14 protein-coding genes are annotated in these 13,220 nt (G+C 35.3%); all 14 read right to left on the reverse strand.

All coding sequences use genetic code 11. The annotated features are described in order from the left end of the window. Window positions 1-138: 138 nt before the first annotated feature. The 14 genes from FHR29_RS09295 to FHR29_RS09360 all read right to left on the reverse strand — a co-directional run bounded on the left by FHR29_RS09295 (window position 139) and on the right by FHR29_RS09360 (window position 13,200). Window positions 139-1,152: a PQQ-binding-like beta-propeller repeat protein gene (locus tag FHR29_RS09295; RefSeq protein WP_183914058.1), complete on the reverse strand. Its 1,014-nt coding sequence runs from the start codon at window positions 1,150-1,152 to the stop codon at window positions 139-141. A 41-nt stretch (window positions 1,153-1,193) separates the two neighbouring features. Beyond that, on the reverse strand, window positions 1,194-1,502 hold the full coding sequence (locus FHR29_RS09300; RefSeq protein WP_221197833.1) for a DUF1016 N-terminal domain-containing protein: 309 nt from the start codon (window positions 1,500-1,502) through the stop codon (window positions 1,194-1,196). Between the two features lie 74 nt (window positions 1,503-1,576). Beyond that, a complete protein-coding gene (locus FHR29_RS09305) occupies window positions 1,577-2,209 on the reverse strand; it encodes a hypothetical protein (RefSeq protein WP_183914061.1) in 633 nt (210 codons plus the stop codon). A 51-nt stretch (window positions 2,210-2,260) separates the two neighbouring features. Beyond that, window positions 2,261-2,515: a heavy metal-binding domain-containing protein gene (locus FHR29_RS09310; RefSeq protein ID WP_183914063.1), complete on the reverse strand. Its 255-nt coding sequence runs from the start codon at window positions 2,513-2,515 to the stop codon at window positions 2,261-2,263. A gap of 332 nt (window positions 2,516-2,847) precedes the next feature. Next, window positions 2,848-3,765, reverse strand: a complete 918-nt coding sequence (locus FHR29_RS09315; protein WP_183914065.1) for a phosphotransferase — start codon at window positions 3,763-3,765, stop codon at window positions 2,848-2,850. A gap of 79 nt (window positions 3,766-3,844) precedes the next feature. Next, a complete protein-coding gene (locus tag FHR29_RS09320; RefSeq protein WP_183914067.1) occupies window positions 3,845-4,027 on the reverse strand; it encodes a heavy metal-binding domain-containing protein in 183 nt (60 codons plus the stop codon). A gap of 240 nt (window positions 4,028-4,267) precedes the next feature. Next, window positions 4,268-5,362: a Fic family protein gene (locus FHR29_RS09325; RefSeq protein WP_021187895.1), complete on the reverse strand. Its 1,095-nt coding sequence runs from the start codon at window positions 5,360-5,362 to the stop codon at window positions 4,268-4,270. A gap of 238 nt (window positions 5,363-5,600) precedes the next feature. After that, window positions 5,601-5,777, reverse strand: a complete 177-nt coding sequence (locus FHR29_RS09330) for a heavy metal-binding domain-containing protein (protein ID WP_183914069.1) — start codon at window positions 5,775-5,777, stop codon at window positions 5,601-5,603. Window positions 5,778-5,923: 146 nt separating this feature from the next. Then, window positions 5,924-6,838: an Rpn family recombination-promoting nuclease/putative transposase gene (locus FHR29_RS09335; RefSeq protein ID WP_260292000.1), complete on the reverse strand. Its 915-nt coding sequence runs from the start codon at window positions 6,836-6,838 to the stop codon at window positions 5,924-5,926. Window positions 6,839-7,057: 219 nt separating this feature from the next. Then, complete coding sequence (locus tag FHR29_RS09340) at window positions 7,058-7,507, reverse strand: nuclear transport factor 2 family protein (RefSeq protein ID WP_183914071.1); 450 nt, start codon at window positions 7,505-7,507, stop codon at window positions 7,058-7,060. A gap of 577 nt (window positions 7,508-8,084) precedes the next feature. Then, window positions 8,085-8,885, reverse strand: coding sequence for a porin family protein (locus FHR29_RS09345; protein ID WP_221197834.1), 801 nt, complete (start codon window positions 8,883-8,885; stop codon window positions 8,085-8,087). After that, on the reverse strand, window positions 8,869-9,966 hold the full coding sequence (locus tag FHR29_RS09350; protein ID WP_183914079.1) for a PCMD domain-containing protein: 1,098 nt from the start codon (window positions 9,964-9,966) through the stop codon (window positions 8,869-8,871). The genes FHR29_RS09345 and FHR29_RS09350 overlap by 17 nt, the downstream gene beginning before the upstream one ends. 63 nt (window positions 9,967-10,029) lie before the next feature. Next, window positions 10,030-12,378: a glycoside hydrolase family 3 C-terminal domain-containing protein gene (locus FHR29_RS09355; protein WP_183914081.1), complete on the reverse strand. Its 2,349-nt coding sequence runs from the start codon at window positions 12,376-12,378 to the stop codon at window positions 10,030-10,032. 159 nt (window positions 12,379-12,537) lie between these two features. Continuing rightward, window positions 12,538-13,200 (reverse strand): response regulator transcription factor, encoded by a 663-nt coding sequence (locus FHR29_RS09360; RefSeq protein WP_183914083.1) that lies wholly within the window; start codon window positions 13,198-13,200, stop codon window positions 12,538-12,540. Window positions 13,201-13,220: the final 20 nt, after the last annotated feature.

Here is a 13,220-nt window from a genome sequence, read left to right on the forward strand (position 1 = left end):
TGAGCCTATCACCAAATTTAATATATAGTTGTAATATGGTCAAACCCCAATTATGCATTGGCAATGTCCATTTCTTGAGATATCTTTTATGGTCATGTACATCAATTTCATCAGTACTTACTCAACTATTATATATCCTTAAAATATTTTTATTAATTCCCCATCCTTCAAAAAAATATTATCAATCTTTCTCATACCAAAAAGACCTAATCTTTTCAACTTTTTGTCTTCTAGGTTGTATTCTAAAAGTTCGAAATTGACAGTATGGAAATATAGATTATTTAGTGATAGAATCATCTTAGATCCTGATAAATTGTCTTTTTCTGACAACTTTAATAAGACTTTATTGGAATGACTTACAGGATCAAACAGGTAAATTTGATTATCAAAAGTATAATAAATCAACTTCTCCTTCCAGATTAAGGGTTTCATTCTGTCTTCAAAATTCACCCGTTCGGAAAACTCGATATTAAGGGTGTTTCCATCCAATATAAAAATCTTTCCGCCATTATAATTACCATTTAAACCGACAAATAGCTTATTACCTATGACAGTTAAATACGTATATCCGGGGCCCAGATTAACCTTTTTCAAAAGTTTTCCAGTATCAAGATTTATCATGCTTATGGAGTTACAATTCCAATTTGCTACATACAAATTTCCATTCAAAATATCCATTGAATAAGGGGATACATCTGGATGTGCACATACTTCTGAATAAATATAAGGAATTTTGAGTTTCTCCTTTCCCGTCACTTTATCTAAGATAATAAAACCGTTATTCTTTAAATTTAGTATTACTCCATTTCCTCTAATTAAAACAGATTTAACAATGCTTATAGTTTCTATTTCCCATATATTTCGCTGTTCTGTTAAATCATAGCACACAAATTTTTTATTTGATTCAGAAAAAAATAATTTACCACTATTAAGAATAGGTGAATAATAAAATAAATCATTAACAGATAATTTCTTTATTATATTATTTGTTCTCAAATCTTCAATTATAATACTTTTTGAAAAAGTATTATAAATAAGGGTATCACCATGTAATACTGATGTTAATATATCTCTATTCTTTTCTGTGGTGACAGATTTATTTTTGCAACTAATTATTAAAATAACAAGAATAATATAAAATATATGTTTCATAATTTTTACCATATTACAGCGTATGGATGTTGAAATTTGAACTATGTCCAGCTTAATTGTGCACGCAGTGCGTGCACAATTGGAAATGTCCGATAAAGCTGACGATACAAGTTGATTTGTCTTATTGAAAAACCAGATCCAAATTCAGGCTGTAATTTTTCCGAAATATATTTGATAAGGTAAGTACCATAATCAGCACGTTCTTTCCCATCTTGTTTTTCTTCGAAAATACGTTTACTTATATGGCAATACATCAACGTCCGTTGATGATCTACGGCACGAATCGCTTTATCTTTTGATTGTGCAATTATGGTTTTGATGTCGGTTATAATCGTTTGGTTTATGAGCATAGTATTGAAACTTCGAAGCGCTGATCAAATATACAAATTAAAGGAATACCTGCCACCATCAGTACCAGATCACTTCATTGTAATTCCATATCCAGCTCATTCTTTGATGTTGAAAAAGTAATAGAATCCTTTGATTCTTTAACGGTAACTACTTCTGGAAATAGCTGTAACAAGCCCTCTCCTTTCCATGTCTGTAGATAGGCAATATCTTGAGCGGAATACCAGTCTTTGTCTAAGGTAAGTACCTTCAATGCTTCCTTTTTTGCCAATAAAGTTCCTGCTAACAGTTTCGCCACCTGATCGTAATCGATAAGATTGGAACTGCTGATAGCTTTGCTAATGAGCTTAAACTGCGCACCGGTTAAATCATCCGACAGCAACTGTCCATAGAGTATGGCTATAGCCTGATCTGTGTCCAGGAAATCAAAATAACGGAAGAGCGTGGCTTGACGGTCTTTGAATTCTTGATCCTCCCCTGTTTCATTCATTGCTTTGAATAGCAGGGGTACAAATTCGGTCAATCGGGATGTGGCTATAAACTCGGCTGTAGCATTGTCCATGGTATAGATACCGGTATAGCGTTCTATGATCAGGCTTGCTTTGACTTTGTTCTTAATAACAGATCCATCGATATCTCCACCTACCGCTTCTGCTTGTATATGTTTAATTTCATTGAGCAATACAGGTGTACCGATAGCGGTGATCATAAACGATCGGTGTTCCTTTGTCCGAGAGCTCATCAATATTGACGCTGAAGCCTACGCATCTGCCCTATAGCTACGGGCATTTTGCTTTAAAGATTCTACTACGCTCTTATATAGCTCCTGTAATTTGTTTTCATAATTGCGGGAGCGTCCACCGAAAAATCCCGAAGGGATCTGCGAAGCAAACACCACGAAGCTGGCTCCAATTTCACTCAGAGCATTAGCTCCAATAACAGCTGTTGCTGAAATGGGATCAAAATAACGCAGGACTTCTCGCCCCTCGATGGTATTGGTACTGGTAACGATCATGGGGTATGATGAATACTGTTTTAAAAGCCCGAAAATAAAGCATCGCTTTGATTAAAAAATACGGGAAGCCGTAAGGAAGGTATAAAACAAATAAAGCCATTCTTGACAGAATGGCTTTTACCTTCTACTATTATTTAGATTGTAAATAAGTAACAAAACAATCATTTTCATATTATGTTTAATTAAACACATAATTACAGATATGAACAGTATCTATGATTATTTATTAAAATTTGATATTAATAATGTTTTTTTGAAGTAATAATGTAGTGTTTCAAACACAATCATAAAACATTAATTTACAAACCGCTAATTCCTAAAAACATTTTATATCAGATCAAGTCTTTTGCTAATTCTTCAAGGATTTCACTCATGAATTTATCAAAAGGGCTTTGAGAAATTGAAAGTCCCGTATAATTACAAATAGGATTTCTATATTCTTTTGCAATTTCTATAAATGCCGCCATTTTAACGTGAATTATAAATTCATCTTTGGATATTTGTAATTGTGATTTAACCTTCTCATAATATACATCTAATACCTCTTCTTTGTTTGGACAGAAAAAAGAATTTACATCATATGGTAAATATGTTAATCTGGCTATATCAACTACATATGGTAAAATTGTGCAATTGCCAAAGTCTATTAGTACAATTTTGTCATTCTGAACTAAGAAATTAGAAGGAAACGCATCACCATGAATAATCGTTCGTGGTGTTTGATGCAATTTTTCTAGAATTTTTTCAATTAAATTTGGCCATTTCTGCTCAACATAAGAGTTACTCAAAATAATATCTATTTTACTCATATACAATGAATTGCCATTATCAAACATAGAAGAAACACTATTAAATTCCCAGTATTTTAAATGCATTTCTGCTAATTGAACTGCAGTGTTTAACCAAGCCTCTTTTGAGCTATTCAAACCTAATTGACTTCCATCAATGTACTCTTCAAATAAGTAACCTTCTTTGTTATTTTCATTAAAATTTAAAAATTTAAATGGAGTAGGTACTGGTAATCCATCTTTCTTTAACAATTCCAAAATTAGGAATTCTGATTCACTTGTAATTTTGACAACGACTACTTTATCTCCCGATTCTACCTTGTAACAGTGATAATCACTGTTATGAAGTGAAGATGAAAATTGAGTAATACAATACTTATCATTCTCAAATTTATTAACTTTCTTCCAGTCATTCTGACTTACTAAATTTGCTATAGAATTACACTCTTCTTCTGTAAACATAAAAATATATTAAATTATTATTAAATTCCTTCAATAACCTCTTGCCTTCTATTAATCGGATTCTACACCGATTCAAGCTTTAATTCTTCATAACCAGAATCTCACTTATTTTTGTTGCCGTTAATGCCCACCGAAAAGGTCTACGAAGCTTGCTCCGGATTGCACTCAGAGCATTGGCTCCAATAACAGCTGTTGCTGATATGGGATCAAAATAACGCAGGACTTCTCTCCCCTCGATGGTATTGGTACTGGTAACGATCATGGTGTATGATGAATACTGTTTTAAAAGCCCGAAAATAAAGGATCGCTTTGATTAAAAAATACGGGAAGCCGTAAGGAGGGTATAAAACCTATACAGCCATTCTTGGCAGAATGGCTGTATGCGTTTATTTTTATGAACAATTTAATTTACGTGTTACATTTTTAATCTTTTTATAACACGTAATTACCACGTGTTACATTTTTAATCTTTTTATAACACGTAAAACACAAAATGCTATTCCTATATCAATTTATGAAGATGAGCTGCTTTGTTTAAAAAATCATATAGCTCTATATTTATATAAAAATTTTCTTTTCCAATTTTCTGTAAATAAACCAATTTGAGCGCTACCAATTGATCCAAATAACGAGAAGCCGTCTGACGGGAAATACCGAGATCCTCAACAAAAAACTCAATTTTAGTATAAGGATGCTTAAATAAGTTATTTATTAAATCTTGAGAATAAATTTTTGGGAGTTCACTTCGAATTTTATTTTTATAAAACTGCATTATTTCTTTGATTCCTTTAACAATTTCAATTGTTTGCACGGAGGTCTTTTCAACAGCATCTAACATAAACATAATCCACTTTTCCCATTCACCAGAGTCTCTTGTATATTGCAATAACTCATAGTATTGAGCCTTGTTCTGATTTATATATCTACTTAAATATAAAATAGGTAGACTTAAAAGGTTTTCCTTAACCAAATATAGAATATTTATTATACGACCTGTCCGACCATTACCATCATAAAATGGATGAATGCTTTCGAACTGATGATGAATAATAGCCATTTTCACCAATGCATCTAAATCTGATTGTTCATCATTATTGATAAACTTCTCAAGGTTGGACATTAAATCTTCAATTTCAATAAAAGTCTGAGGTGGGGTATAAATGACTTCATCAGTCTGATCGTTTTTTAAAGAGGTGCCCGGTAGTTTCCTAAAACCAGATCTCGTTTCCTCCAATATAGCTTGAATGGCAATAATATTATTAGAAGTTATTAACCCTTTATTAATAACTAATTCGTAACCACTTTTTAAAGCTGTCGCATAATTAAAAACTTCTTTAGCTGCATGACTAGCAAAATTATCAGTAATTGCGTCACTGCTAAAAAGTTCATCTTGCGTAGTTATAATGTTTTCAATGGCAGAACTATCTTTTGCTTCTTGTAACGCGAGTGTATTAATAATAATTTGTTGATTAGGAATGGTCTCGGAGACTCCATTCAGTTCTGCTAAAGCTTTATGAGCAGAAACTAATTTTTTTAAAACTATTTTTGTTTCGAGATCTACACTTAACGGTAAATTTGGGATAGTATAATTACTCATTACGTATTAATTAATAAAAGTCTTAAATATAGTTCTGTATCAAAAAATAAATTTAATACACGACGAGTACAACAACATCATAGTTAGCTATATTACAATCGTATAGAATACTCCTTAAAGCCATCAGTTGACACAAACTTAGTAAATATTTACGACACCATAATATCCAATAGATAGATACTGAATCCTTTACTTTATTAATAATAAGATGCTTTTATGTAGTTTTTACAGTTTGTTTTCATAATTGCGGGAGCGCCCACCGAAGAATCCCGAAGGGATCTGCGAAGCAAACAAGACTAAGCTCGCTCCGGATTGCACTCAAAGCATTGGCTCCAATAACAGCTGTTGCTGAAATGGGATCAAAATAACGCAGGACTTCTCTCCCCTCAATGGTATTGGTACTGGTAACGATCATGGTGTATGATGAATACTGTTTTAAAAGCCCGAAAATAAAGGATCGGTTTTATTAAAAAATACGGAAAGCCGTAAGGATGGTATAAAACAAATAAAGCCATTCTTGACAGAATGGCTTTATTTGTTTATCTATATGATCTATTTGATTTATTTCAGTTTTTCAATCTCGTCGATGGTAAGACCGGTACCTTTTGCAATATCTGCAATAGGTAAGCCCATCTTTTTAAATTTTAAAGCTGTCTCAATGGCTTTTTTGTGTTCGCCTTGGGCAATACCTTCTTTTAAACCTTCTTTTAAGCCTTCTTTTAAACCTCGATCATGTCCAAGACGCTGAGCAGTAGAATAGGTATTCTCTGCATCACGCTTATGTTTTAAACTTGCTTCGTATGCCATCTTATCCTCCGGTGTTAATTTTGCGACTTCGCCTATGTCAAAGATAAGACCAAATACCCGCTTATCCAAAAAATCCGGTATTTTATCAAGTTTACTCATGTTTTTCAATAGATATAACCACATATCCATATCTGTCTTTATATCAGCCTCATTCTTATTAAAACTTGGCAATACTAAGAGCTTATAACCAAGCTTTTCATAAAAAACACGATTACTCTGCTTATCGCAAAGAGCAACATCGTAAAAATACTTTCCCGGTTCTGTTTCTCCTAACTCAAATTCTAAGATGCCAATAAAATATACTTCGGGAAGTTCGTATGTATTTCCCTTATAGCCCCTGGGTATAAGTTTATTGATAAGCCTGGAGGTATAAAAAACGGTCCGATCTTTAAAAAAATCTTGATAAAGCTGTTGCATCTCTATAATGAAATGCTCACCATCAATACCCGTACAATACAGATCGAAAATAACCTTACGCTCATTTTCAACATCGCCCCCCTGCTCCACTGGCCGATAATGAAGATCTTGAATAACTTTCTCTCCCTCAAACAGCCCATTTAAAAATCCAATTAAAATCGGCTTATTTTCTTCTCTTCCAAAATAAAATTTAAAGCTCCAGTCGCCACTAAAACCAACATACTTGCCCATGTTACTTTTTGTTTTTTTCATAATAATATGGTTTAATTAAATAATTAATTAGATAAAGCAAACATCAGAAAAACTAAAATTATTAGCCGGTTATTAAACGTTTGTTGTCGATAGTAGTCGTTTGTTGTCGGCTAGCTGGCAACAAAAGCATCAACTTGTTAACCTAGTCTTGCTTTCCGGACACAAAAAAAAGCCACATCTTACGACATGGCTTCTAGTTAATATATGGATTAAACTTGATTACTTATAAGAATTGATCGATTGGGATACTTTCCAATTACCACCGTCATTTACCAGTGTCACAAGATCAGTTTTAGTAAATCCTTCAAACTGCATCGTTACTTTGGCGATCATATAGTCACCAGACTCCTGTACGATAGAGGTGCTGGTTTTACAGTTTAACTGCTCTCCTTTTTGTTTCTTCAAGAAGGAAATAACTTCTGAACGGCTATTGGTTTTATCTTCGGATGCCTGTACTTTTTGACTGAAGTCTGTTGTAAACAATTGCTCTACTCCTGCAGATTGTCCTTCTGTCATAACCGCAACATAATGATCAATGGCTAGATCTGCTGTATATAGATTAACGACTGCTTTTTTAGGGTTTGATACCTCTGGTTTGCCTGCTGCCATAGTGAATGTTGATACGGCGATCAAGGCTGCTGCTGCGAATGTTTTTGCTAAAGTTCTCATAATGTCTTTATGTTATAGTTTGTTAGTTCTTATTTGTTGATTCAAAAGTAGGGTGTAAATCGTCCTTACCCTATGGCAATTAGACTAAACCAACTAAAAACTCGGTAAATGATGGAAATGGATAGGTGAAATTATTTTAAACTTTTTTGAACTATTTTATTCGACAGGTGTTCTTATAATACAAAGCGATAACAAACATACTTTCAACAGGAAAGTGTAAAACGATAAATGACGTAGTACAGTAAATAAATCCAATTGCTTGAAAACAATTTGGATGATGAAACAAAAAAGAGGAAACGATAAGAAACATAAAAATTACTGTGCAGTTAAACGCCAAGATAAAGGGTCTAATGAGAATTAGGGTCTTTTGATTTGTAAAAGCTGATTAGATTTTAGTTCTTGTATGAGTGGTCTACTGCTGAAATCGCATTGATTTGGTGATCTGATTAATTAAAAAATACGCGAAGCCGTAGGGATGGTATAAAACCTATACAGCCATTCTTAAAAGAATGGCTGTATAGGTTTTTTTATGATCTATTTGATTTATTTCAGCTTTTTAACCATTGTGAGTGAAAATCTAGAAGCAATAACCAAAGCCGATATTTAAATAAATGGGTCTCATGGCGAATGAAATTGTTTTAAAATCAGATTTAAATATATCGTTCAATCCGAACGATAGATCTGAAAAGACATTGATATGTGGTGATGCACGCCAGTATCCGCCAGCTTGCAACCCATAGGAAAAGCTTCTCAAATTATTAGAAAAATCATACGCAGCAGTTTTATCATCACTAAAAACAACTTTATTACCTGTAGCCCCACCTTCTCTCAAATAACCATCGTACACATAACCAGAAAATTCTTTTTCCAATAGAAAAGACCAGAATGTACCTACAGAATATCCCCATCGATCATTGAGTATGTGGGTAGCTAATATGGGAATGGTCAAGTAGGAATTAACAACTTGTGTTGAAACTCCTCCTGTCCAATTGCCCGCTACACGCTCACCATTGTCTCCAAGGATCTCCATGCTATAGTTCTTAACACGGGCATCGGTTTCCATAGCCTTATTTTCTAATTTTATTCCACTTTTTATTCCCCATGATTTGCCAGCTCCAAACATATAGGTGGCACTACCTTCAACACTAAAATTTAGTTTGGGGCTGAAGCTGTTAATTTTCCTGATTTCGGCCGGTAGCGGCAACGGGCTAAATCCGCCAATATTGATTCCTGTACGTATTTCGTACTTAAAATTTTTATTGGATATAACCTGATCGTTTTCTGTTGCAAATTGCGACTGTGCTATACCTCTATTTCCGCCAAACAATAGGATGACAACAAGTAATATGAATTTTGCGGGGTTATTTTTCATCATCATGTACAATTTCAATCTGGTCAATAAGAAGTGTACTGCCTTCGGCTCCAGCAAAGGTATCGCCGTCAATACTTGAGGTAAATACTAAGGTCAAGCTATACTTTCCATCTTTTAATTTTTGCTCATCAATTACTTTTCCTGACGAGAAATTTAGGGGAATATAGAAAGGAGTCCACTTTTGTGCTTCAACTCTTCCTTCTTGTGCAATACGGGCTATCCCTAAAATATTGGGATGGGTAAACCGATTGGTACCGTCCAGATACTTAAGATTGGCATCGGTCTCAAAGAAAACTGCGTAACAGTCCCAGGAATCCCGCTTGTCCGGTTTTTCAATACCGCCTTCTTTAAAAACAGCTCCTGCTTGATATTTGAAAAATCCTGTGACTGCAATTGGAACAAAATCCACAGGCATTCCTAAACGTAAACTTTTCAATGGGTTGATAATGGAATTTCCCAAATCAAACTCCCCGATAAAGATATTGCCCGCAGCAAGCGGTTTTCCCATTGCCGAACCTAAATTGCCTGTCGAGCGGGTTACCATTTGTACCCCCTGCCCTTGCTTACCATTTAACAATCTGGCTGTTGGAAAATCTTCAGGGCTGCTGCCGACACCTGTAAGGCTAAACCCTGCATTGCCACTGCCCCAGTCCATAATACTCTGATTATTTTGATCTACTTCATAGAAAACATCATACTTTCCATTTTCAATTTTTACATGCTCAAACTCATACTTTGATCCAACTGCCGATGTGATATAGGACACCTCATAGATCTTTTTAGACTGGCCATCTTCTGATGTCACGGTATACAATTGTGGTAGGATAAAATTACGAGCTGTTCCACTTGCCGGTGATATCGTCGCTCCAGCTGATAACGTAAAAAATGGTGCTTGTTCTGTGAGATCCACATATGACTTTACGAGTATCTGAATACGCTCATTTTGAATAATGGGATCTTTTTTAAGTATCTGATGGTCTACCTCACAGGTCAAAATATCTGCTTCGGCATTAGGTAACTCATCTTTTATACAGGAAATGCACAGAATAGAATAAATGATGATAATAAAAGATGGAATAGATTTCATAAAACCTGGATCGAATTACAGATACGGCACTTTGGGTCTAAAGAACCGTATCTGAGTTTATAATTATTTTTTTAAATCACTAAAATCCAGTTGTTCCGTAAAGGCTGGTGTTACTTTTTCTATCATTTTAGTACTTGTAATGGAAAACTCCGATTCTAAAGCGATGTCCTGACTCGATTTCCCTACTAGTACCTGATAAACCCCGGCATCGGCTATCCATTGGCTTTTTTCTGTATGAAAAGAAGCGATTTCTTTAGCTCCTATTACGAATTCTAAAATTTGAGATTCGCCAGGTTGCAACAGCTTTGTTTTACCAAAATCGACCAGAACTTTAGCAGGCTTGTCGATACTTCCTTTTGGAGTCGCAACATAGAGCTGAACTGCCTCCTTACCCGCTACGCGGCCACTATTGGTAACCTTTACTGTTGCTTTAATTTGATTTTTAAATTCTTTTGCATCCAATTTAAGATCACTATAATTAAAGGACGTGTACGACAATCCGAATCCAAATGGATAGGCTGTTGCAATATTGAAAGTATCGTAATAACGGTAACCGACATAAATCCCCTCCGTATAGTGAATGTCTTTATGTTCTGAGGCTGGAGTTGCATAGAAACTTTTTGCCGATGGCACGTCTGCATAAGATTTTGGAAAAGTTGCAGTTGTCTTTGCTGAAGGATTGACCTTTCCACTAACGATATCAGCTAAGGCGTTTCCTCCCTCAGCACCAGAGAACCAGGTTACTAAAAGTGCATCAGCCTTATCATCCCATGAGGTATTCATAACACTACCGATGTTAAGCACCACGATGACTTTTTTTCCAGCGCTTTTGTAAGCTGCAGATACACGGTTTAAAAGGGCTTCCTCTTCCTTGGTTAAGTTATATTCGGTGTCCACATTTAAGTCTTGCTCTTCTGCAGAATTGCGACCAAATGTCAAAATAGCCACATCAGTATTGGCAACGGCATCATTTAATTCATGATCTGTGACATCCAACTGTGCAATTACACCCAAAGGCGCCAGTGCATTGAGCTTGGCTCTTCGCTCTTTATCTTTTTTCTCTTCAAGCTCTACATAGGGAACATATTTTTCCAGTAGAGGCTTATGAAGAGTGTAATTGGCATTTTGTAAACCTTTATAAACAGGAACATTATATGACGTTGTTACTTCACTACTACCAGTACCGCCAACAACTAAGTGATAGGATCCTACACCGAATGTCGCAATACGGGTATTTGTTTTTAAGGGAAGAGCAGCTGCATTCTTAAGCATAACTGTACCCTCTGCGGCGATCATTCGGGAAAGAGTAGCATGTGACTGTAGATCTGGTGCATCGCTATACTTATATTTAAGCGGAGATGGCGATTTTGAAACCACACGAAGTACATTGCGTACTGCAAAATCCAAATCCTTTTTCGAAAGTTTACCCGACTTGACATCTTTTAAGGCTGCTTCCAACTGAATTTTTGATCCGGGCATAATCAAATCATTACCCGAGCGGATCTGAGCTGAAACATCATTAGACTGATTACCGGCCCGAATAACTTCTACACTTGGAAACCCGGAATACCAATCGGTCATAACCAGTCCTTTAAAGCCCCATTCTTCACGTAAAATTTGATAATTAAGATCTCTCCTCTCGCTGGTGTACTGACTATTAATTTTGTTATAGGAAGTCATGATCGTCCAAGGTTGAGATCCCTTAACGGCCAGTTCGAAAGGTCTGAGGTATAACTCCCGCATAGCACGTTCGCTCACTAAAGAATTACTGAAAAGTCGGTTGTTTTCGGCGTTGTTTGCCGCATAATGTTTAAGTGATGTACCGACACCTAGCTGTTGTACTGCATTGATTAAATTTGATGCCATGACCCCAGATAGTATTGGATCTTCGGAGATATATTCAAAATTTCGACCTCCTAACGGATTGCGGTGTATATTGACTCCAGGTGCTAGTAAAACATCAATACCATATTCTTTTGCTTCTGTTCCTAAAGCATTTCCAAGTTGGCGTGCCAGATCCTTGCTCCAAGTTGACCCTAAAACAGTCTCACAAGGAAACGCAGTCGCATAAAAAGTTTTTGTACTGCCTTCACGAATTGGATTGATACGGAGCCCTGAAGGTCCATCACAAACAATGATATCAGGGATACCCAATCGTTTAACATCGTGAGTCTGTCCACCAGCTCCCGGTACTCTTCCATCGATGACTCCGAGATTTCCGACATTATCCATTCCCCGGCCGATAACCAGAGCTACTTTTTCTTCATCAGTCAGCTTTAACAACAGCTGATCGATTTCAGAATCTGTAAATAAAACTTGTTGCTTGGAAGACAAAACATTTGATTTTTTCTGAGCATGGGACATAAAACCTGACAATAAAAGGACCAACAGAAAGGATGTAGTTTTTTTCATAATTTTCTAATTAAGAATTCGCCAAAGTCAATATAACAACACATGGAATTGTGTTTATATCAAAAATAAATCATACAGCGAAACACATCAATACGTGTTTTCACGTATTAGTATAAAAATTACAAATTACGCAACAAAATAAACAACACAAACAGTTAGCTAGTTGTAAATTTCCTCTAAAGTCATCACCCGATTCATGAGTGCGTATAAAATGACACCTACAAAATTTTTTGAATTTGTTCTTGCCATCAGATTTTTTTTGTGAACCTCCACAGTGCGTAAACTGATGTTTAGTTTTTCAGCTATTTCTTTACCACAAAGTTCCTGCGCCGCAAGTTTGATAATATCTTTTTCCCTAAGTGAAATATAAACGACATCATTGAACGTGTACTTACCTTGTCTAAAAAGTTTGACTTTTTCTAAAAATCCATCGGGATCATGCTCTTCATGAAAGACAATGTGCGGACCAATATAAATTTCTTTAGCTGTTCGGATAGACATCTTTTTATCACGCTCAAAATGCTTTATTTCCTGAGCATTAAGCGTTCCACACAGCTCTCTTTGCTGGTCGAATAAATTAAAAATAACAATGCGAATTTCAGGAAAATTCTCTTTTAGTAATCCATAAAAAGGTACGGTTATACAATGGAGCAATGCTTGACTTGCGAAGAGCACATCTACAGGTTGTTCCAGCAAATCTTGCATCAATTTATCGGGAGAAGATATTGTGAACAAAACGGCCTCATCTTCAAAATTAGATGAAATCTCATGCACTTTTCGTACTAATAGTTTATAATGATCTGTAACACCAAGTTTAATCATAAATGGCTATAAAATATCTC

Source organism: Sphingobacterium sp. JUb56, from assembly GCF_014191365.1.
Taxonomy (GTDB): Bacteria; Bacteroidota; Bacteroidia; order Sphingobacteriales; family Sphingobacteriaceae; genus Sphingobacterium; species Sphingobacterium anhuiense.

Bases quoted from the DNA above. Each gene is read 5' to 3' on its own strand.
- FHR29_RS09350 (WP_183914079.1), bottom strand. From the start codon at position 9,966: ATGAAATCTATTCCATCTTTTATTATCATCATTTATTCTATTCTGTGC.
- FHR29_RS09325 (WP_021187895.1), bottom strand. From the start codon at position 5,362: ATGAGTAATTATACTATCCCAAATTTACCGTTAAGTGTAGATCTCGAA.
- FHR29_RS09340 (WP_183914071.1), bottom strand. From the start codon at position 7,507: ATGAGAACTTTAGCAAAAACATTCGCAGCAGCAGCCTTGATCGCCGTA.
- FHR29_RS09295 (WP_183914058.1), bottom strand. From the start codon at position 1,152: ATGAAACATATATTTTATATTATTCTTGTTATTTTAATAATTAGTTGC.
- FHR29_RS09360 (WP_183914083.1), bottom strand. From the start codon at position 13,200: ATGATTAAACTTGGTGTTACAGATCATTATAAACTATTAGTACGAAAA.
- FHR29_RS09335 (WP_260292000.1), bottom strand. From the start codon at position 6,838: ATGAAAAAAACAAAAAGTAACATGGGCAAGTATGTTGGTTTTAGTGGC.
- FHR29_RS09320 (WP_183914067.1), bottom strand. From the start codon at position 4,027: ATGATCGTTACCAGTACCAATACCATCGAGGGGAGAGAAGTCCTGCGT.
- FHR29_RS09355 (WP_183914081.1), bottom strand. From the start codon at position 12,378: ATGAAAAAAACTACATCCTTTCTGTTGGTCCTTTTATTGTCAGGTTTT.
- FHR29_RS09305 (WP_183914061.1), bottom strand. From the start codon at position 2,209: ATGATCACCGCTATCGGTACACCTGTATTGCTCAATGAAATTAAACAT.
- FHR29_RS09330 (WP_183914069.1), bottom strand. From the start codon at position 5,777: ATGATCGTTACCAGTACCAATACCATTGAGGGGAGAGAAGTCCTGCGT.
- FHR29_RS09345 (WP_221197834.1), bottom strand. From the start codon at position 8,885: ATGATGATGAAAAATAACCCCGCAAAATTCATATTACTTGTTGTCATC.
- FHR29_RS09310 (WP_183914063.1), bottom strand. From the start codon at position 2,515: ATGATCGTTACCAGTACCAATACCATCGAGGGGCGAGAAGTCCTGCGT.
- FHR29_RS09300 (WP_221197833.1), bottom strand. From the start codon at position 1,502: ATGCTCATAAACCAAACGATTATAACCGACATCAAAACCATAATTGCA.
- FHR29_RS09315 (WP_183914065.1), bottom strand. From the start codon at position 3,765: ATGTTTACAGAAGAAGAGTGTAATTCTATAGCAAATTTAGTAAGTCAG.